At 54.6% G+C, this 19,516-nt stretch carries 16 protein-coding genes; 10 read left to right on the plus strand and 6 right to left on the minus strand.

What is annotated here, in order from left to right; translation table 11 throughout:
* Positions 1–156 precede the first annotated feature (156 nt).
* A complete protein-coding gene (locus HUO07_RS01050) occupies positions 157–1,083 on the plus strand; it encodes a LysR family transcriptional regulator (RefSeq protein ID WP_176302014.1) in 927 nt (308 codons plus the stop codon).
* On the opposite strand, the gene HUO07_RS01055 is transcribed toward HUO07_RS01050, so the two are convergent.
* A complete protein-coding gene (locus HUO07_RS01055; protein WP_176302015.1) occupies positions 1,084–1,620 on the minus strand; it encodes a lipocalin family protein in 537 nt (178 codons plus the stop codon).
* A gap of 140 nt (positions 1,621–1,760) precedes the next feature.
* On the opposite strand from HUO07_RS01055, the gene HUO07_RS01060 reads away from it, so the two are divergent.
* Complete coding sequence (locus HUO07_RS01060; protein ID WP_176302016.1) at positions 1,761–2,189, plus strand: secondary thiamine-phosphate synthase enzyme YjbQ; 429 nt, start codon at positions 1,761–1,763, stop codon at positions 2,187–2,189.
* Between the two features lie 109 nt (positions 2,190–2,298).
* On the plus strand, positions 2,299–4,545 hold the full coding sequence (locus HUO07_RS01065) for a glycosyltransferase (RefSeq protein WP_176302017.1): 2,247 nt from the start codon (positions 2,299–2,301) through the stop codon (positions 4,543–4,545).
* On the opposite strand, the gene HUO07_RS01070 is transcribed toward HUO07_RS01065, so the two are convergent.
* From HUO07_RS01070 to HUO07_RS01080, 3 genes are all read right to left on the minus strand, one after another.
* Positions 4,527–5,249: a TVP38/TMEM64 family protein gene (locus HUO07_RS01070; RefSeq protein ID WP_176302018.1), complete on the minus strand. Its 723-nt coding sequence runs from the start codon at positions 5,247–5,249 to the stop codon at positions 4,527–4,529. The genes HUO07_RS01065 and HUO07_RS01070 overlap by 19 nt on opposite strands.
* Before the next feature lie 77 nt (positions 5,250–5,326).
* Positions 5,327–6,265, minus strand: a complete 939-nt coding sequence (locus tag HUO07_RS01075) for an ABC transporter substrate-binding protein (RefSeq protein WP_176302019.1) — start codon at positions 6,263–6,265, stop codon at positions 5,327–5,329.
* A 70-nt stretch (positions 6,266–6,335) separates the two neighbouring features.
* Positions 6,336–7,523 carry a TauD/TfdA family dioxygenase gene (locus HUO07_RS01080; protein WP_176302020.1) on the minus strand — a complete coding sequence of 396 codons (1,188 nt, stop codon included), beginning with the start codon at positions 7,521–7,523 and terminating at the stop codon, positions 6,336–6,338.
* Positions 7,524–7,674: 151 nt separating this feature from the next.
* Here HUO07_RS01080 and HUO07_RS01085 point away from each other — a divergent pair, with 151 nt between their 5' ends.
* From HUO07_RS01085 to HUO07_RS01095, 3 genes are all read left to right on the plus strand, one after another.
* Complete coding sequence (locus tag HUO07_RS01085; protein WP_176302021.1) at positions 7,675–8,541, plus strand: LysR substrate-binding domain-containing protein; 867 nt, start codon at positions 7,675–7,677, stop codon at positions 8,539–8,541.
* 188 nt (positions 8,542–8,729) lie between these two features.
* Positions 8,730–9,338, plus strand: coding sequence for an FMN-dependent NADH-azoreductase (locus HUO07_RS01090; protein WP_176302022.1), 609 nt, complete (start codon positions 8,730–8,732; stop codon positions 9,336–9,338).
* Between the two features lie 50 nt (positions 9,339–9,388).
* Positions 9,389–9,688, plus strand: coding sequence for an MGMT family protein (locus HUO07_RS01095; protein WP_176302023.1), 300 nt, complete (start codon positions 9,389–9,391; stop codon positions 9,686–9,688).
* An 83-nt stretch (positions 9,689–9,771) separates the two neighbouring features.
* Here the strand turns inward: HUO07_RS01095 and HUO07_RS01100 are convergent, their stop codons facing one another.
* Positions 9,772–11,340: a bifunctional GNAT family N-acetyltransferase/carbon-nitrogen hydrolase family protein gene (locus HUO07_RS01100; RefSeq protein ID WP_035565024.1), complete on the minus strand. Its 1,569-nt coding sequence runs from the start codon at positions 11,338–11,340 to the stop codon at positions 9,772–9,774.
* A 42-nt stretch (positions 11,341–11,382) separates the two neighbouring features.
* A complete protein-coding gene (locus tag HUO07_RS01105) occupies positions 11,383–12,297 on the minus strand; it encodes a DMT family transporter (protein WP_176302024.1) in 915 nt (304 codons plus the stop codon).
* A 197-nt stretch (positions 12,298–12,494) separates the two neighbouring features.
* Here HUO07_RS01105 and HUO07_RS01110 point away from each other — a divergent pair, with 197 nt between their 5' ends.
* The 4 genes from HUO07_RS01110 to HUO07_RS01125 all read left to right on the plus strand — a co-directional run bounded on the left by HUO07_RS01110 (position 12,495) and on the right by HUO07_RS01125 (position 19,486).
* Entirely contained in the window at positions 12,495–14,516 is a 2,022-nt protein-coding gene (locus HUO07_RS01110) for an NADPH-dependent 2,4-dienoyl-CoA reductase (protein ID WP_176302025.1), read from the plus strand.
* A gap of 357 nt (positions 14,517–14,873) precedes the next feature.
* Complete coding sequence (locus HUO07_RS01115) at positions 14,874–15,920, plus strand: threonine aldolase family protein (protein WP_176302026.1); 1,047 nt, start codon at positions 14,874–14,876, stop codon at positions 15,918–15,920.
* 294 nt (positions 15,921–16,214) lie between these two features.
* Positions 16,215–18,137, plus strand: coding sequence for a PrkA family serine protein kinase (locus HUO07_RS01120; RefSeq protein WP_035565019.1), 1,923 nt, complete (start codon positions 16,215–16,217; stop codon positions 18,135–18,137).
* Between the two features lie 62 nt (positions 18,138–18,199).
* Positions 18,200–19,486, plus strand: coding sequence for a YeaH/YhbH family protein (locus tag HUO07_RS01125; protein WP_101147802.1), 1,287 nt, complete (start codon positions 18,200–18,202; stop codon positions 19,484–19,486).
* Positions 19,487–19,516: the final 30 nt, after the last annotated feature.

Genomic DNA, 19,516 nt, shown 5'->3' on the forward strand with positions numbered 1-19,516 from the left:
ACAATTGCTGGCAAGTACTGGGTCTGGCAAGTACTAGGTCTGGTAAGTACTAGGTCTGGTAAGTACTGAATAGAGTGTAGCGGCTATTTTGATAGAGATAATCAGGCTACTATTCAAGCTATTGTTGCGTAAAAGTGAAGAGTGGCTAAGAGGTGTATGGCACAACTGGATGATTTGGCGTTTTTTCAACACCTGGCACGGGCGGGCAGCTTAACGGCAACCGCCCGTGAGTTGGGGCTATCGCTCTCCGCCGTGAGTAAGCGGCTGAAACTTTTAGAAGCGCGTTTGGGGGTCGAATTGGCCGCCCGTACCACTCGGCGGTTGACGCTGACGGCGGAGGGCGAGCGCTACCTTGCCCGTGGCACGCTAATTTTGGATGAGCTTGCCGAGTTGGAGAGCTCCCTGGGTGAGCGTTCCAACCAAGCCCTTAGTGGTCGGTTGCGTGTTAATGCCACGTTTGGCTTTGGCCGCCGCCATATTGCGCCGTTATTATCGCGTTTTTGTGCTGAGCACCCTGAGGTGGAGGGCTGGCTAGAGCTCACCAACTTTCCGCTCAACCTAAGCGATCACGGCTTTGATATCGGCATTCGTGTGGGTGAGCCCCCAGAGTCGCGTTTAGTCGCGCGACGCATTTTAGCGAATCGACGCATACTCTGCGCATCGCCTGGCTATATCGCTCACTCGTCGCCCCTTCAGACACCGGCTGATTTGCAGCAGCATGCTTGCCTAGTCATTCGTGAGAACGACAGTGATTTTCCGCTGTGGCGCTTTGAACGCAGCGAGCCGTCCAAAAAGGAGCAAACGGTAAAAGTCAGTGGCCGGTTAGCCAGCAATGATGGTGAGGTGATTACCCGTTTGGCGTTGGACGGCCATGGCGTGATGCTGCGCTCTTGGTGGGATGTAAACGAGCACCTTGCCAGTGGCGCGTTAGTTGAACTGCTGCCTGGCTGGCAGAGTGTACGAGCGGACTTCTATGCGGTCTATGAGCAGCGCAGGCATGTGCCCGCCCGGCTGCATGCTTTTATTGCCTTTGTTCAGCAGGAGATGGCGGGGCGGGTGTCGGCGCTGCCGGAGTCTTCCTGACTAGCGATTAGGGCAGGCTTCGCCCTGGGCGACATCGATCAGTTCATCGGTAGGAAAGTCCAGCTCCGCTGCACGCTGGCGCAGGCGGGACTCCGTCGCGCTATCCATTTCCGGTGTACGCGAGAGTACCCATAGGTAGTCACGGTTAGGACCCGCTACCAGCGCCCATTGGTAGTCATCGTCGAGTTCAAGAATGTTATAGCCGCCGTAAAAGGGGCCAAAAAAGCTCACTTTCAAACGGCCCACATTTTTATCATCAATAAAGTAGGCGCGGCCTTCGGCTTCATCCCACGCTTGCTCTTCCAGGTTGTAGCCACGGTTGATCACGCGTACGCCGTCGTCATCGCGCAGGCTATAAGTGGCGGTGACGCAATCAAGGCCACGCTCAAATGAGTGGTCCAGGCGCGCTATCTCGTACCATTGGCCCAGGTAGCGATCTAATGCAAAGTCACTAACCGGCTCGGTTCCCTCGGGAATGCCGGTGCAGCCGGTAAGAAAAGCCATACTGATGACGCTGCTTCCTAGCAAATGTTTCATTTAAGCGCTCCTTGGCGATGAGTCTTTGGCGATCGGCTATGTTGTGTACTATCAGACGTTACATTCTGTCGTCATTTTGCCATATAAGAAGGACACGCTGATGACGTGTCGTTAATGAGATAGCAAACACAGGAGTGTTTATGTGGTGCCAACAAGAAATTCATTTACCCGAGGTGGCGCGCGGTTTCCATCTTATTACCGATGACGTGGCCAGGGCGCTGCCGTGTTTAAACGATGTTCATATTGGTACGCTGCACCTTCAGTTGATGCACACTTCCGCCTCAATAACGCTTAACGAGAACACTGACCCGGATGTGCGCCACGACTTAGATGCCTTTCTGCGCCGCCTGGTGCCGGAAGACTTACCCTATTTTCGCCATACGCTGGAAGGCCCCGATGATATGCCAGCCCACGTGGCCGCCAGCCTGCTGGGCACTCAGCTCACCTTGGCCGTGCGTGACGGTCGCCTAGCGCTGGGGACCTGGCAGGGCATATGGCTGGGAGAGCATCGTCATCAGGCCGGGCCGCGGCGTTTATTGGCCACCCTAAACGGGTGCGACGCTGGTTAATCTGGGGCATCACCTGAACGCGGGGTTGCTGTATAGTTAGGGCGTTTTAAGGCTTGAGCCGCTGCAGTAGCGGTTCATTCTGCATTTACCAAGGAAAAAGCGCTTTTAAATGCCACGACGCTCCGTTTTTCATCTTTCCCGCCAGCGATGGTTGCGGCTGTTTTTCTTTCTCAATCTTACCTTGGTGGGTGTGCTCATTGCGCACCAAATTTGGTTATACGTGGCGGAGCCTGAGTTTGAGTCAGTCCATACGCTTCAGGTGGCGGATATTCGCGAGGTATTGACGGAGCGAACCGACTACCGCTTTGCGGTGGTGGGTAATATCAATAACTCGGTGAGCGTCTTTCAAGATGAAATTGTGCCGCTGATCAACCAGGGCGGCATCGATTTTCTGATCTCGGCGGGTAACGCCGTTAATGGCGGGCGACAAGAGAGCTATCAGGCGATCTATCACAGCTTGGAAAAGCTCAATGTGCCTTACTTGCTAACCTATGGTGATAACGAAGACAGTGACTTTGGTAGTTACCTGTTTTATGAATATTTCGGCCCGCATTTCTACTCCTTCGTTGCGGGCGATAGCCACTTCATCTTCCTGGACGGTACGGGCAAGTCGTCCACTTCTTGGCAACTTGATTGGCTTTCCAGGGAACTGGCTGCATCTGAAGCGCAGCATCGGTTTTTGTTTATTGGTTTGCCGCTGCACAACGTCGTGAGCGATGCGCCGCTGTTTGAAGCCGACAATTATCTCAATGACCCCCGGCTGGCCGAGGGTATTATGGCGCTGGCGGAGGAGCATGATGTTGATACGGTGTTCTCCGCTAACCTAACGCTCTTTTCAGAGCAGACGGTTAATGGGGTGGATTACGTCACCACGGGCGGTGCGGGCGGTATTCTGATTGATGTCGACAGCAGCTTTCATCACTACGTTATCGTCGACGTAGAAGGTGAGAATGTCGCCATTGCACCGGTGCGTTTAAATGTGGATAGCCCCGGTTGGTGGCGGGTAGTGAGTAGCGTTGGATCAACGGTTTACGCCTTCTTTTACGTCAGCTATACCCGCTTTTTACTGATTGTTGGCTTGCTGACGCTGTTAGCGCTGCGTTTATATCGGCTGATTTTTGAAGACCGCCATTATTATCCCGATTTTGATATTGATCCGACGCCTTTCCTGGGTAAGTCACTTCGAGTGGCGATGGTATCCAATAATTACTTTCCGTTTGTGTCGGGCGTATCGGTGTCGGTGGATCGTTTGCGCAATGGTTTACGTGATTTAGGGTACTCGATTCAACTGCTAGTGCCCCGTTATCGTGAGGCATGGAAGGACGATAAAGCGATCAAACGTATCCCGACTTTAATGGCGTTTGGTGAAAAGAGGGAGTTCCGTTTAACCAACCCGTTCAGTATGCGCTTTCGCCGCTGCCTGCGTGCCTTTAAGCCCGATTTGATTCATGTTCACCATCCTTTCTGGCTTGGTTCCATGGGGCTGTTTATGGGGCGTCGGCTTAAGGTGCCGGTGGTCTACACCTATCACACCCGCCTGGAACACTATGCCCACTTTGTACCGTTACCCGGTGCGCTTTTTCGGAATTTGATCTCACATTACCTGATTAAGCACTTTTCTAACCGCTGCCAAGGGGTGATCGTGCCTACCTACTCCGCAGAGGAGTACCTCCGCATGATTGGGGTTAAAACGCCCTCGCTGGTGCAACCCACGGGAATTGATGTGGAGCGTTTCGCGCATGTCGAGGCGGGGGAGTTGGAAGCGCTGCGTGAGCGGCTGGCTATCGATCCCGCGCGCAAAATATTAATTAGCGTCTCGCGGATTAGCAAAGAGAAAAATATTGGCTTTATGTTGGAAGCGCTCGCCGAGCTGCAGAACCAGGGACACGAGGATTTTCATCTGCTGCTCATCGGTGATGGGCCAGATCGTGAGGCCATTCAACATCAGATCGATACTTTAAAACTGGCTGCACGGGTAACGTTAGTGGGCGCGGTGCCGCCTGATCAAATGGCGCTTTATTATCACCTAGGCGATATATTTGTGTTCGCTTCTACATCGGAAACCCAGGGGATGGTCATTTTAGAGGCGATGTCGGCGGGCTTGCCCGTGGTGGCGGTGCGCTCAAGCGGTATTGATGATGTGGTGCGCCAGGGGGTAAACGGCTTCAAGACGCCGCAAAATCGTCAGGCGTGGGGACAAAAAGTCGTCGAGCTAAAAGATAACGCAGTGCTACGCCAGCAGTTGGGTAAACAGGCTAGCCACTTTGCCGAAGAGTTCGATATTGCTAACTTTGCCACCGCGGTAGCGGCCTTTTACGCTGAAGTGCTCGCCAAGTATCACTCCCCATCACGCTGAGGCCGTTTTTTGGCTGCTTGGCGGCGGTTGGCATCTTGACGCTGACTAGTATAGTACTTAAGCCCTACAAGTAGGCCAACGCCAGCGGCAAGCCCTGCGCCTGCCAACACGAGTTCTTTTGTGGAGGCCGCAGTGAAAAGGGCGCCTAGCTGGCTACCCAAAAGAATCACCGCTGCGAGTCCCGGCACAATACCGAGGGTGGAGCCGATCATATAATCGCGGAACTTAAGGTGAAAGGCACCCGCCAGCATATTCGTCAGCGTGAACGGGGCGAGGGGCAGCAGGTTAATGACCGTCATGGTGCGAATGCCACGCTTGGATAAATAGCCCGAAAGGCCACGCAAATGACGGCCGCCATAACGCATCAGCGCTTCCCGGCCTAACCAGTGGCCTACCCAGTACGACACAACCGATGACGTCAACGTACCGAGTGTGGCATAAGCCAGCCCCCATGCCGGGCCAAACAGTAAGCCCGTGACGACCACCAGCAGACTAAGCGGGAACATCACCAGCAGCGCGCCAGCGTAAACGGCCATCACCGCCGCAAACATCCAGGGCGCGTTACGCCACTGGCGGATGGTATCAATCAGCTCGCTCAGGCGCGCCTGGGTTAGTAGGTCATAGCGCTGTAGCAAATGCCACATAGCGCCTAACAGCACGACGGCTACCAGCAGGCCAACGCCCTTGCTCAATGTTCGCGACATGCCCACTCCCATCGACTAAAAAAGCGCTAGCATACGCTAGCCGTGCGATGGGATGAAGGCGCTTTTTAGGCGAACGATTAGTTGTTGAGTTCTGCTTCAATCACCGGCCAGGCGGGCTCACCGTCAGTGGTGGTCACGTCAGCCAGCATGGCTTCAATGCGCTCGGGGTGCTCATTGATCCATTGCTCAGCGACCTCGGCAAGATCGCGCTCTTCCTGACCAAATGCCTGAATCATCCAGCTCTGCTCTTCGGCGGAGAAGGTGAATTGCTCAAAGAACGCCACGACGTTGGGATTAGCGTCAGCATAGTCACTGCGAAGAAGCGTCAATACCTCGCTTTCACCGTTGTTCTCGCCGAACAGATCTTCGGGATCTTCCAGGTAGCGCATCGGCAGTTCAAGGTTCATCCAGTGAGGCGTCCAGCCCACCCAGACAATCGGCTCTTCCCGGGAAATCGCATTGCGTGCGGCGGAAAGCATGGCGACTTCGCTGGTGTCGACCAATTGCCAGTCGCCGAGTCCCCAGGTGTCGTTATCAATAGCGTTGTTAAGAATCTCGCTGGCCGCTGAACCGGCACCAAAGCCATGAATCTCGCCATCCAACTGGTCGCGGTAGTCATCAAGGTCGGCAAAGCTTTGCAAGCCGTCATCAAAGAGGTATTCGGGAACCGCCAGAGTCATTTGTGCGCCATCGACATTGTTCGCCACATCAATGAGTACGCCCGATTCTTTGCGGGGATTGAACATCTCGCGTTGGGCAGGCAGCCAAGCGCCCAGGAAGACGTCTATATCGCCGCTTTCAATACCCTGATAAATCACCTGCAGGCCGATTTCCTGGACGCTGGTCTCGTAGCCGAGCGGGTTCAATAGCTGCTCAGCAATAGCGGTTTTAACCGTAATGCCGGGCCAGGCGGGTACGCCGAAATCGAGGGTTTGATCATCGGCTTGTACGGTCGTGGCCAATAGTGCAGTGGTGGCAAGGGCAATGCCCGAGGCGAGAGGTTTAAAATGTGTCATATGATCTCCTTGCTAGGTTTTTTGTCAGATAAACGCTGTTGTCAGATAAGTGCTTTAAACTTGAAAGCCGCTAAACGTTGCGGGCTAGCACACGAAGGCGTGAGGCCAGCATGTCGCGGTCTAGATAGGTGCCTTGTAAATGGCGAGCGCCACTATTGGGGTCGAATTCGCGCCGTCCGTGCAGTACGCGACGGTTATCAAATGCAATCATCTGCCCAGGGTGGAGAGTGAACTCCAGCTGGTGCGCTTCGCTGTGAAATAACTTCCACAATAGAGCATAGGCGCTATACCAAGCATCCATCTGCTCTACCGGTAAATGAAGCGCGTCGCGAATCCAGTTGTTCAAGCGCATCTCAACCAGGTTACCTGCGCTGTCCAGTGTGACCACCGGCGCGCGCATGGAAATATCGTGGCTTTCATCCTGGAAGCGAAAGTCGATGGGCGTTTCGCTGAGTATGGCGAGCGCTTTTGGATCTTGCTGGCGTAGCGCTTCTACCACGCGGGCACCATCAGCAAACAGCGATTCACCACCGCTGGCTTCGTTTTGCAAGCAGTAGAGCAACTGAATATCGGGCGGTTGTTGCCAGTTGGGCAAATCAACATGCAGCGGCAAGCCGACAGCGGTATACGCCGCGTTATTGGGGTTGGGCTTAGAGCGCACATCAAAACGGGCACCAAAATTGGTGGCGCGCAGTGGGCCAATACGCTCAGCCAGCCGGCTGACTTCTTCTTCTACCAAAGGGCCGTCGGTGATCAGCGCCAAGCCATCGCGCAGCATAGCGGTTAACCAGGCTTTTTCGCCTTGGGGCGTGAGGAAGTCGCTATGGTTGATGCGCTCGGGCGCGAAGTTATCGATCCACGGTTTGGCATTGGGGACGGCTGAGGCAAGGGTCGCTTCTGGGCGACGCTGATAAAGCCAGCCGCTGTGAAACGTACTAACGTGGCCGTCCTGCCAGTTCAAATGCAGATGGCCATCCAGTAGCGCCACGGTTGGCGGCTCGGAAATTGCTTCAAGCGGCAGGTAGAGCCGTTCACGGGTTTGCGGATGACGACAGGCCGGGCAGGCACAATGATCGCGCAGCCAGAGTAGGGGCAGGGTGGTTTGCTGGCCATCTTGCCACTCAAGGGCAATACCTTGTTGGGTGAGCATGGCCTGCGTGAGGGCGGGGCCGGTTTGATAAGGGGTTAATTCGCCCATGTCTGGGGCTTGAGCGTTATTTGTCGTTGGTATCGTTGTCGTTTGTACCGCGCTATTCATGATGACTCCGAATCGCTCCCTTTGCGGCAGAGCCAGATGGCTGTGCGTTAGGGGTGTGCTTAAGTGTTAACCAGGATGAGGAGTAGCAGCGCCAGTGACAAACGATTAATCTGACCCCTAAGACATCATTTTATTTATAGGTCTCTTTTCCATGAGTCAGTTACCGCCATTGCTATGGCTGCAAGCCTTTGAATCCGCAGCGCGTACATTAAGCTTTACCGCTGCAGGCAATGAGCTTGGAGTAACCCAGGCGGCGATCAGTCAGCGCGTTCGGTTGCTGGAAGACCGTGTCGGGCAGAAGCTGTTTGTGCGCCATGCCCGCAGTTTAACGTTAACCCCAGCGGGGCAAGCGTGGCTGCCGAGTATTCATGACGCCTTTGTCCGAATCAGCGAAGGAACCTTGGAAGTTTTTGGTAGCACAACCGAGCAACCGGTCACACTGCGTGCCACGCCTGCCATTCAGCAGTCGTGGCTGGCGCCGCGTCTGATTGCCTTCCACCGCGCTCACCCGCAGGTGGCGATTCGTTTGGTCAGCGCTATCTGGCCTGATGACTTTGGTCCTGAAGGGGCTGATATCGAGATTCGCTATGGCAAAGGGGAGTGGACCGGCGTTGAAATGCAGCCGCTAGGGGAAGAGCATCTGCTGCCGGTGTGCTCCCTGGCCTTGGCAGAGACACTTTCTGCGCCGAGTGACCTGGCCGGACATACGCTGCTGCACGCCGTGGGTTTTGGGGTGGGGTGGCCGGGCTGGTTACAGGAAGCGGGTGCTGCCCATGTAGAGGCGCAGTGTTGGTCGCTCACCTGCGATAACCAAGTCATGACGTTGGCACTTGCCAGCCAAGGTGGCGGCATTGCGCTTACTCACCGGCGTTTAATGGAGCAACGTGGCGATTTAGTGGCGCCTTTTGATATTAGTGTGCCTAGCGACGAGCGCTTTTGGCTGGTACGGCCAAGCCGCCGCCACGTTAGCGATGAAGCAGGGTTGGTCTGGCAGTGGCTGTGCAACTCGATGGGATGAAGAGCATATCGGCGCGACTGCCTGCTGGCTTAACCGGTGAATGTGTGAGATGTATGTGAATAAAACAGAGCACACTCGCATAATTCGATTTAATCGAATACAAGTCGGAAAACGTTGCGCTTTTGCTTATCGGAAAGCGCCGTAGAATAGCTTCCAACTCATCAACCTAATGATCTTTGGAGCTTACAATGACGACGCGTGCCCTGGTAATCACCTCTTCTATTCTGGCGGAAAACGGCCAATCCAATGCGCTGGCTAATCGCTTTATCGAGCAAGCTAACGCTCGCGATGGTATTGATGTCACCCAACGTGATGTGGTGAAAAATACACTGCCTCACCTGGATATCAGTGAGCTGGGCGCCTGGCAAGTGGCGGCTGCAGAACGCAGCGCCGAGCAACACAAGTTGGCTGCTCATTCGGAAACGCTGCTGGCAGAGCTGCGTACGAATGATGTGCTGGTGATTGCGGTGCCGATGTATAACCTGGGTATTCCTTCGCAGTTGAAAGCATGGTTTGACCGTGTGCTGCGGGCTGGAGAAACATTCCGTTATACCGAAAACGGGCCTCAAGGCTTGGTAGAAGGCAAGCGGGCGATTATCCTGGCTGCCCGTGGCGGCCAGTACGTTGGCACCGAAATGGATAGCCAAACGCCGCACCTCAAAGCCATGCTCGGCTTGATGGGGATTAAAGATACCCTGGTGGTCTATGCTGAAGGTTTGAACATGGGCGAGCAGCATCGCGACGCTGCGCTCAAGGAAGCTTTTCAAGCGATCGATCAATTGGTTGAGGGGCTGTAAGCAGGTGGTAAGATTTTTAAAGACGCGTAATAAATAAGAGGATATTTCACATGCCCCGGCCGGAATTACTCGAGCAGATCTACACCATTGTCGATCAAATTCCGCCGGGCCGAGTGACCACCTATGGCCGCATTGCAGCCATGACCGAAGGCGCTACGCCGCGCATGGTGGGGTCGGCTATGCGCCACCTACCGGATGGCCATCAGTTGCCCTGGCATCGCGTGATTGCAGCATCCTTAAAGCTTGCCGACCATGGTGGCGCCGAGCGCCAGCACCGCAAGTTACGCGATGAGGGGGTGCTGTTCGATGCCAAAGGCCGCGTACCCGCGCATCTTGTCTGGCCTGATTGAGCTATATAACTCCTCTAGTACAACACGCTTTTAGAAACAACAACGCCGCCCATTGGGCGGCGTTGTTGTGTTCATGATTCCCTTCACTCTTCCAGGTTAGCACCCGATTTCCACGACCAGTCGCGCCAGCGTAGATCAAATAGATCCTTGCGGCGGTCTTTCAGGTTGGTCACCGAGCCTTCGGCACGCACTACCGTCAAACGGGTCAAGTCCAAGTCTGAGAAGAAGATCATCTCGGTATTCGGCGTGGTTTCCGCCAGTACCGCATCGTGGGGAAAGGCGAAATCAGAAGGTGAGAACACCGCGGATTGCGCGTATTGGATATCCAGGTTTTCAATCGAGGGCAAGTTGCCGACGCTGCCGCACAGCACTACGTAGCACTCGTTTTCAATTGCCCGCGCCTGGGCGCAGTGGCGCACGCGCAGATAGCCGTTTTTGGTATCGGTCCAGAAGGGTACGAACAGGATGTCCATGTCCTGGTCGGCCAGCAGACGACCAAGCTCTGGGAATTCCACGTCGTAGCAGATCAGGATGCCCACACGCCCAGCGTCGGTATCGAACACCTGCAGCTCATCACCACCCTCAATGACCCAATCGCGGCGCTCTTGAGGTGTTATGTGCAACTTGGCCTGGCGCTCAACGCTGCCGTCGCGGTGGAATAGGTACGCGATGTTGTAGAGGCGGTCATCCTCACCGACCTCAATCATCGAACCACCGACAATGTTGATGTTGTAGGAGACCGCCATGCGCGAGAGTTCCGCTTTAAAACGCTCGGTGAAACCCGCCAAAAAGCGAATGGCGCCCATTTGATCCTGCTGGGCGGCGCGGTCTTGAAGGCCCATCAAGGGCGCATAAAACAGTTCTGGGAATACCGCAAAATCGCTCTGGTAGTCAGACAGTGCATCAACAAAGTACTCAATCTGCTGAAGCGCAGCTTCCACCGAAGAGAATTCACGCATTTGCCATTGCACAGCGCCTACACGTACTTGGGTAGGCTTGTTGTCGAGCACGCTGGCAGCGGGTTCAAACAGAATGTTGTTCCACTCCAACAGAGTGGCGTAACCCCGTGACTGCTCATCTTCCGGCAGGTACTTACGCAGCAGGCGCTTGACCTGGAAGTCATTAGCCTGCTGGAAAGAGAGAATCGGGTCGTAAATCTCTTTGCGCGAGACTTTATCAATGTACTGAGCGGGCGTGAGTTCATCAGCGTGCTGGTGATACTCGGGAATACGCCCACCGGCCAGTATTGCGCGCAGGTTCATTGAGCGGCACAACTCTTTACGCGCTTCGTAAAGGCGGCGGCCCAAGCGATAACCACGGTAGTCCGGGTGAATCAGCACATCCAAGCCGTACATGGCGTCGCCATCCTCATCATTGAGGATGATCTCGCGGTGGCCGATCAGGTCATCGTACTTATGCGGGTTGGAAAATTCGTCGTAATCCACCTGCACGGTGAGCGCCACGCCCACTAACAGTCCATCGTCCTCAATGGCGATTTGACCATCAGGGAATTCCTGAATTAATTTGTCGATCGTGCGCTTCGGCCAAGCTCCACCGATATCGTGATAGACAGCGTCCATCAATGCCTTGAGCTGATCGTAGTCATCGCTCATTAGGTTGCGCAGATTAAGATGCAGTTCTTCCAGGGACATATCAGGGCTTCCCAACGTCAGAAGTAAACGCCCATTCTAGCATTATTGGGCGTTGCTCGGCTTATCTGGTGTTAACTCGCGGGTTAACGGTCGTGTTAGTGTTTGCGCCATAATGACCCCGGCAAGAATCAGTAGCCCGCCTGCAAAGTGGAAGCCCGCCACTCGCTCGCCTAAAAAGATCATGGCAATCACCGCGCTAAACAGCGGCATGAGGTTGATGAAGATACTCGATTGATTGGCACCGATTTGGCGCACGGCACGCATCCATAGAAAGGTGGTAATCACCGAGGCGGGAATACCTGCGTAGAGAATTAGCCCAATATTTTGGCCATCGATCGGCGTCATTGGCCCCATTAAATAGGGCGGCAACAAGAACAGGACGGCAAAGCAAACTTGAGCATAGAGCATCACCCAAGGCGGTAAGTTCATTGACCAGCGCTTGAGCATCACGCCATATAGCGCGTAGCAGGTTGCTGCGACTACCATCAGCGCATCGCCCAGGGCGACCTGGAGTTGCAGTAGCGAAAGCGGATTGCCACGCCCTAGCAATACGGTGACGCCCACAAACGCCAGCACCCCGCCCAAAACACCGCCTAAGGTCGGTGGTTCGCGGAGAATAAGCGCGCTAAGTAGCACCGTTAGCAACGGCACCATGGCGGCAAGAATGCCCATATTGGTGGCGGTGGTGGTTTCTGCCGCCACATAGGCAAGCCCCTGCCATAGGCCCATACCCAGCAACCCAAGCAGTGCCAGCTTCGGCCACTGGCGACGAATTTCTTCACGGTGGCGCAGTACCGCTGGCAGTACAAAAGGCGTCATTACCGCGAGCGCTAACAGCCAGCGTAAAAAAGCAATGCTGCTAGGCGCAATGGCGCCTACGCTAAGCTGGTTTATGGTCATATTGCCCGACCAAATCAATACGGTGGCGAGCGGCGGCAAAAAGTAAATCAAGGGCATAGCAACGGTTCCTTATCGTTAGCCGGGTAATGTGACGCGGATTCGCGCGCTGGGCAAGCGGTTGGCATAAGATCGAGGGGCTAGATTGAAGGACTAGGTCTAAGGGCTATACGTACCGCTCAGGATGTCATACGATTGTTTGAATTTGCGTTGCACTGCTACTAGCACAGCCACTAATAAAAGCCAGGAGACCCGTGATGACCCAGACGCCCGCCTATCCGCATCTTTTCCGACCGTTAACGATTGGTCATTTGACGCTGCCTAACCGCGTCTTAATGGGGTCTATGCATACCAATTTGGAAGAGGCGCCGAATGGCTTTGAACGGCTAGCTGCCTTCTATGCCGAGCGGGCGCGGGAGGGGGTTAGCCTGATCGTCACTGGCGGTATCGCCCCCAATGCAGAAGGCGCGGTTTTTCAGGGGGCCAACGCGCTTGTTGACGAAGCGCAACTGCCGGAACACCGCCAAGTGGTTGATGCGGTGCACGCTGAAGGCGGCCACCTATGTATGCAGATTCTGCACGCCGGACGCTACGCCTACTCACCGGATCTCGTAGCACCTTCGGCGATACAGGCCCCGATCAATCCGTTTATGCCACGTGCGCTAAGTAGCGACGAGGTGGAGCAGCAAATTGCCGACTACGTGCGCTGCGCGAGTCTGGCCCAGCAGGCAGGCTATGACGGTGTCGAGGTGATGGGGTCTGAAGGCTATCTGATTAATGAGTTTATTTGCCAACGCACCAATCGGCGCGACGACGAGTGGGGCGGGGTGTTTGAAAACCGCATGCGCTTTGCCGTGGAGATTGTGCGTCGTGTACGCGAGGAAGTAGGTGAGCGTTTCGTGATTATCTTCCGCCTCTCGATGATTGATCTGGTCGAAGAGGGCAGTACCTGGGAAGAGGTCGTTACCCTTGGGCAAGCGATTGAAGCTGCTGGCGCTAATGTCATTAATACTGGCATCGGCTGGCACGAAGCGCGGGTACCCACGATTGTGACTAGTGTGCCACGAGCGGCCTTTACCGAGGTGACTAAGCGCATCAAGTCGGCGCTCTCGATTCCGTTAATCACCACCAACCGCATCAACATGCCCGATGTCGCCGAGCGGGTGCTGGCAGAGGGCCACGCCGACATGGTTTCCATGGCGCGGCCTTTTCTGGCTGATCCCGGCTGGATGCGTAAAGCCCAGGAAGGCTTAGCGGATGAAATCAATACCTGCATTGCCTGTAACCAAGCCTGCCTGGATCACACCTTTGCGGGCAAGCTGACCTCCTGTTTGGTGAATCCTCGCGCCTGTCATGAAACCGAGCTGGTGATAGAGCCTGCGCAAACGATTAAAAGAATCGCGGTGGTTGGCGGCGGTCCGGCGGGGCTGGCAACTGCCGTCATGACCGCTAGCCGGGGGCATAACGTTGTGCTGTTTGAACAGCGCAGTGAGCTAGGCGGACAGTTTAACTACGCGCGGAGAATTCCTGGTAAGGAGGAGTTCAACGAAACCTTGCGCTACTACCGCGTGATGCTAGAGAAGTATTCGGTAGAGGTGCGCTTGAACACCACGGCAACCGCAGAAACGCTTGCCGATTTTGATGAAGTGGTGCTATCCACCGGCGTTCGACCCCGCGAACTAAGCCTGCCGGGCCACGACCATTCAAAGGTACTGAGCTATGCCGAGGCGATTGAGTCGCCCGAGCGGGTCGGGCGTAAAGTAGCCGTGATCGGCGCGGGGGGGATTGGGTTTGATGTGTCTGAGCTGCTGGCACACCAAGGGCACCCCGCGTTGGCTATTGCTGACTGGTGCAACGAATGGGGCGTTGATTTAGCGGTGGGCGAACGCGGCGGTTTAAAAGCACCGACGCCGCCAGACGTTCCCCGCGAGATCGTGATGCTGCAGCGTAAAAGCTCCAAACCGGGTAAAAACCTGGGTAAAACCACGGGCTGGGTGCACCGCGCCTCGCTTAAAGCCCGTGGGGTCACCACGCTAACGGGCTGCGAGTACCTCAAAATCGACGACCAAGGGCTGCATATTCGCCGCGAGGGCGTTGACCAAGTGTTGGCGGTAGACAGCGTGGTGGTGTGCGCCGGGCAAGAGTCGGTGCGGGAGTTACTGGCGCCGCTGGAGCAGGCAAAAGTAGCGGTGCACATTATTGGCGGTGCCGATGAAGCCAGCGAACTGGATGCCAAACGAGCGATTGAGCAGGGCACACGTCTGGCCGCTATCCTGTAATCGGGTCAAAACTTTCACTAGGTGTGAGGGCAGGTTGAAGAGAGGGTCTTTCGCCATGGCCGGAAAATGTTCCTGACAATGACGGCATTTCCGCCATCCATGGCGGTCAGATGGCGAAAGTAGCGCCCATGGATGGGTTTACAGCGCCCTCTCGGAAGCCTGCTCTCGACACCGATGTATTTGATATAGTTCTAGACAAGTTAGTAGAGCGGGTGACGTTTACCCATTAATGGCGATAGACTGAATGTCCTGTTATTAAGGGATTTCTTGGCCTGGCTATTAAGCATAGCTAGGCATTAAAGGCACTGGTGGCACCCAGCCTGTGCCGTAAGATCGCCAGATATAAGGACAACTGTCATGACCTCGGAGTGTAGCCCGCGTTTTTTAGCCAGTGATAACACCTCCGGTCTTTGCCCGGAGGCGATGGAATATCTATTAGAAGCCAACCGCAGCGATGATTTGGCTTACGGTAACGATACCTGGACGGCCCGTGCCGCAGATCGCTTCCGCGAAATGTTTGACTATGACTGTGACGTCTTCTTCGTTTTCAACGGCACCGCTGCTAACTCACTGGCCCTTTCAGCGATGGGACGTAGCTACCACAGCGTTATTTGTCATGAGCTGGCGCATATCGAAACCGACGAATGTGGTGGTCCTGAGTTCTTCTCCAACGGCGCGAAGCTGCTTACCTCACCCGGCGCCAATGGCAAGCTTACCCCGGAAGGTATCGAGGCGCTGGTCACCAAGCGCAGCGATATTCACTACCCCAAACCCAAAGTGGTCTCGCTGACCCAAGCGACCGAAGTGGGCACGCTTTATTCCCGCGAAGAGCTGATGGCGATTCGCGCCATTGCTGATAAACATGACCTGCGGTTGCATATGGACGGTGCTCGCTTTGCCAACGCCTGTGCAAGCCTAAATGCCACTCCCGCTGAACTGACCTGGCAGGTGGGTGTGGATGCGCTATGTTTTTCAGGCACCAAGAACGGCCTCGCGTTTGGTGAAGCGATCCTGTTTTTTAACCGTGAGTTAGCCGAAGATTTCTCCTACCGCTGCAAGCAAGCAGGCCAGCTGGCATCGAAAATGCGCTTTATCTCAGCGCCGTGGTTAGGGTTATTAGAAAGCGGCGCCTGGTTAACCAATGCCCAACACGCCAATGCCATGGCGAGTTACCTCTCAGAAGGCCTGCAGGCATTGCCGGGTGTCTCACTGATGTTCCCTACCCAGGCCAACAGCGTTTTCGTTGAATTGCCACTCCCGGCAATTGAAGCGTTGAAAGCCAAAGGCTGGACCTTCTATACTTTTATTGGCGCTGGCGGTGCCCGATTTGTATGTGCCTGGAACACCACCGTTGAATTACTTGATGAGTTATTAGCCGATATTCGTGCCGTGCTAGAGCGTTAAGCGCGAAAACAGCACCTCTTTTGCCGCTGTTTAGCACCTGCAATCTAGTTACGTCGCTGCCCTGGCAGCGACGTAACTGCTCTAGTGCGCTCCCTTTCGTAGCCAGTTGCTTTATTTAACGCAACTAATCCCCTGAATAATTCTCTTAACTGTATCGCCGCTGCGTTGAAGGTTTTAGTCATCACTTTTTGCTAATGCTGACTACGCTAAAAAAAGCGACACCTCGTTTGGCACACCGTTGCGAAACACTTGGTTTGGCGGTGTCTGCCTGGGGTTAGGCCACAGGAGAATTCCATGAGTATCTTTGATCACGTTCAAGACCGATTTGCCCGCGTTCAGCAAGAAGACATGAGCCTTGAGGAGTACTTGGCGCTTTGTCGCCGTGACTCGAAAGTTTATGCCAGCGCCGCCGAGCGCATGCTGGAAGCCATAGGCGAGCCTGAAGTGATCGACACGGCGAAAGACCCGCGTCTGTCACGCATTTTTTCCAACAAAGTGATTCGCCGCTACCCTGCCTTTGCAGAGTTCCACGGTATGGAGGAGGCTATCGAGCAAATCGTTGCCTACTTCCGCCATGCTGCCCAAGGGCTTGAAGAGCGCAAGCAGATCCTCTACCTGCTGGGGCCAGTGGGTGGCGGTAAGTCATCACTGGCAGAGCGCTTGAAGTTACTGATGGAACGCATCCCGTTCTATGCCATTAAGGGCTCGCCAGTTTATGAGTCGCCACTTGGTTTATTCTCTCCCGAGGAGGATGGCGAGCTGTTAGAGAAAGAGTACGGTATTCCTCAGCGTTATCTGCGCAGCGTGATGTCGCCCTGGGCGGCGAAGCGGCTCAAAGAGTATGGCGGTGATATTTCCCAGTTTAGGGTGGTACGTTTGTACCCCTCACGGTTGAATCAAATTGCCATTTCGAAAACCGAGCCGGGCGATGAGAACAACCAGGATATCTCCTCGCTGGTGGGTAAGGTCGATATCCGCCAGTTGGAGCTTTACTCCCAGGACGACCCAGATGCCTACAGCTTCTCTGGTGGCTTATGCCGTGCCAACCAGGGGTTGATGGAGTTTGTGGAGATGTTCAAAGCGCCGATCAAGGTGCTGCATCCTCTGCTCACCGCGACGCAGGAGGGCAACTACAATCCCACCGAAGGCATGGGAGCAATACCCTTTGATGGGGTGATCCTGGCGCACTCTAACGAGTCTGAATGGCAGGCGTTCCGCAACAATCGTAACAACGAGGCATTTCTTGACCGGGTCTATATCGTCAAAGTGCCTTATTGCCTGCGAGTCACCGAAGAGATCAAAATCTATCAAAAACTACTAGAGGATTCTTCATTAAATGCCGCGCCCTGCGCGCCGGATACGCTGCGCATGCTGGCGCAGTTTTCGGTGTTGTCACGGCTCAAGGCACCTGAAAACTCCAATATCTATTCCAAGATGCGCGTGTACGACGGTGAAAACCTGAAAGACACCGATCCGCGTGCCAAGTCGATTCAGGAGTATCGCGACGCGGCTGGCGTTGACGAAGGCATGCAAGGGCTCTCCACTCGTTTCGCCTTCAAGATTCTTTCTAAGGTATTCAACTTTGATAGCACCGAAGTGGCTGCCAACCCGGTGCATCTACTTTATGTGCTGGAGCAGGCACTGGAGCGTGAACAGCTGCCGTCGGAGGTGTTTGAACGCTACTTGGGCTTCATCAAAGAGTATATGGCGCCCCGCTACGTGGACTTTATTGGTAAGGAGATTCAAACCGCTTACCTCGAATCCTACAGCGAATATGGTCAAAATATTTTCGACCGCTACGTAACCTACGCTGATTTCTGGATACAGGATCAGGAATACCGTGATCATGAAACCGGCGAGCTGTTGAATCGCCAATCGCTGAACGAAGAGCTGGAGAAAATTGAGAAACCGGCAGGAATCTCCAACCCGAAAGACTTCCGCCATGAGGTGGTCAATTTTGTGCTGCGGGCACGGGCGCAAAATAACGGCATGAATCCGAGCTGGCAGTCGTATGAAAAGCTAAAAGGCGTTATCGAACACAAAATGTTCGCCAACACCGAAGAGCTACTGCCGGTGATTTCGTTCAATGCCAAGGCCTCCCGGTCAGACCAGAAGAAGCATGAAGACTTTGTGGCGCGGATGGTTGAGCGCGGCTACACCGAAAAACAGGTTCGATTACTGTCCGAGTGGTACCTGCGCGTGCGTAAGTCCCAGTAAGGGACGGATAGTTAAGGGCTGTTGTTAAAACAGTGCTTAAGAAAAGCGTCTAAGGAGGTCGTATGACCTACTTTATTGATCGAAGGCCTAACGCTAAACATAAAAGCGCGGTGAACCGTCAGCGCTTTTTAGAGCGCTATCGCAAGCATATCAAGCGTTCGGTTGAAGAGGCCGTTAATCGCCGCTCCATTACTGATATGGAGCGCGGTGAAAAAATATCTATTCCGGCGAAGGATATCTCTGAGCCAGTGTTTCAGCATGGCCCGGGCGGGGCACGCAATATCGTCTCGCCAGGCAACAAGGAGTTTGTAGCGGGCGACAAAATACGACGGCCTAGCGGGCAGGGCGGTGGCAGTGGTGCGGGAGAAGGCGGCGCCTCTAATCAGGGGGAAGGGGTGGATGAGTTCGCCTTCACCCTCAGCCGCGAGGAGTTTCTGGAATTTGTGTTTGACGGGCTTGAGTTACCCCACTTGCAGCGCAAACCATTGAAGTCGCTGGAAGAGGTCAAAATGGTGCGGGCGGGATTGTCTAAAGATGGCGTGCCTTCCCGGATCAGCATTACCCGTTCGATGCGCGAAGCCTACGCTCGGCGCATTGCCATGCGCGCGCCGATTAAACGGGCGCTTAAGGAAGCTCATGAGGCCCTGGAAGCCGAAGAGCGTAAAGACCCGGTATTGCGTAATCCGGCCCGTATTGCCGAGCTGAAAACTGAAATTGAACGCCTGGAAAAACGTATTGCTGGCGTGCCGTTCATTGATACCTATGACCTGCGCTACCACCAGTTAAGCGCCCAGCCGCAGCCTTCTAATCAAGCGGTCATGTTTTGTGTCATGGACGTTTCGGGGTCGATGACCCAGAACCATAAAGATATCGCTAAGCGCTTTTTCTTACTGTTGTACCTGTTTTTGGAGAAACACTACGAAAAAGTCGAACTGGTGTTTGTGCGCCACCACACCGCTGCTCGGGAAGTTAGCGAGGAGGAGTTTTTTTACTCACGCGAAACCGGCGGTACGATTGTTTCTAGTGCGCTGAATCTAGTCAATAAGATCATTGAAAAGCGTTATCCAGTGGGGCAGTGGAATTTATATGTGGCCCAAGCCTCCGATGGCGATAATTGGGATGACGACTCGAATATTTGCCGCGACTTGCTGATCAAACAGCTAATGCCACAGTTGCAATACTACGCTTACGTTGAGATTACGCCTCACGACCATCAATCGCTGTGGCATGAGTATGCAAGTGTGGTCAAAGAATTTCCCGAACGCTTTGCCATGCGGCAAATTATAGAGGCGGGCGATATTTATCCGGTCTTTCGCGAGCTGTTCAAGCGTCGCTTAAGTCAGTCCTAGTGACCGTGTGACCGTGTGACCGTGTGACCG

This window comes from Vreelandella maris (assembly GCF_013371085.1).
Lineage (GTDB): Bacteria > Pseudomonadota > Gammaproteobacteria > Pseudomonadales > Halomonadaceae > Vreelandella > Vreelandella maris.

Bases quoted from the DNA above. Each gene is read 5' to 3' on its own strand.
- HUO07_RS01050 (WP_176302014.1), top strand. From the start codon at position 157: ATGGCACAACTGGATGATTTGGCGTTTTTTCAACACCTGGCACGGGCG.
- HUO07_RS01055 (WP_176302015.1), bottom strand. From the start codon at position 1,620: ATGAAACATTTGCTAGGAAGCAGCGTCATCAGTATGGCTTTTCTTACC.
- HUO07_RS01060 (WP_176302016.1), top strand. From the start codon at position 1,761: ATGTGGTGCCAACAAGAAATTCATTTACCCGAGGTGGCGCGCGGTTTC.
- HUO07_RS01065 (WP_176302017.1), top strand. From the start codon at position 2,299: ATGCCACGACGCTCCGTTTTTCATCTTTCCCGCCAGCGATGGTTGCGG.
- HUO07_RS01070 (WP_176302018.1), bottom strand. From the start codon at position 5,249: ATGTCGCGAACATTGAGCAAGGGCGTTGGCCTGCTGGTAGCCGTCGTG.
- HUO07_RS01075 (WP_176302019.1), bottom strand. From the start codon at position 6,265: ATGACACATTTTAAACCTCTCGCCTCGGGCATTGCCCTTGCCACCACT.
- HUO07_RS01080 (WP_176302020.1), bottom strand. From the start codon at position 7,523: ATGAATAGCGCGGTACAAACGACAACGATACCAACGACAAATAACGCT.
- HUO07_RS01085 (WP_176302021.1), top strand. From the start codon at position 7,675: ATGAGTCAGTTACCGCCATTGCTATGGCTGCAAGCCTTTGAATCCGCA.
- HUO07_RS01090 (WP_176302022.1), top strand. From the start codon at position 8,730: ATGACGACGCGTGCCCTGGTAATCACCTCTTCTATTCTGGCGGAAAAC.
- HUO07_RS01095 (WP_176302023.1), top strand. From the start codon at position 9,389: ATGCCCCGGCCGGAATTACTCGAGCAGATCTACACCATTGTCGATCAA.
- HUO07_RS01100 (WP_035565024.1), bottom strand. From the start codon at position 11,340: ATGTCCCTGGAAGAACTGCATCTTAATCTGCGCAACCTAATGAGCGAT.
- HUO07_RS01105 (WP_176302024.1), bottom strand. From the start codon at position 12,297: ATGCCCTTGATTTACTTTTTGCCGCCGCTCGCCACCGTATTGATTTGG.
- HUO07_RS01110 (WP_176302025.1), top strand. From the start codon at position 12,495: ATGACCCAGACGCCCGCCTATCCGCATCTTTTCCGACCGTTAACGATT.
- HUO07_RS01115 (WP_176302026.1), top strand. From the start codon at position 14,874: ATGACCTCGGAGTGTAGCCCGCGTTTTTTAGCCAGTGATAACACCTCC.
- HUO07_RS01120 (WP_035565019.1), top strand. From the start codon at position 16,215: ATGAGTATCTTTGATCACGTTCAAGACCGATTTGCCCGCGTTCAGCAA.
- HUO07_RS01125 (WP_101147802.1), top strand. From the start codon at position 18,200: ATGACCTACTTTATTGATCGAAGGCCTAACGCTAAACATAAAAGCGCG.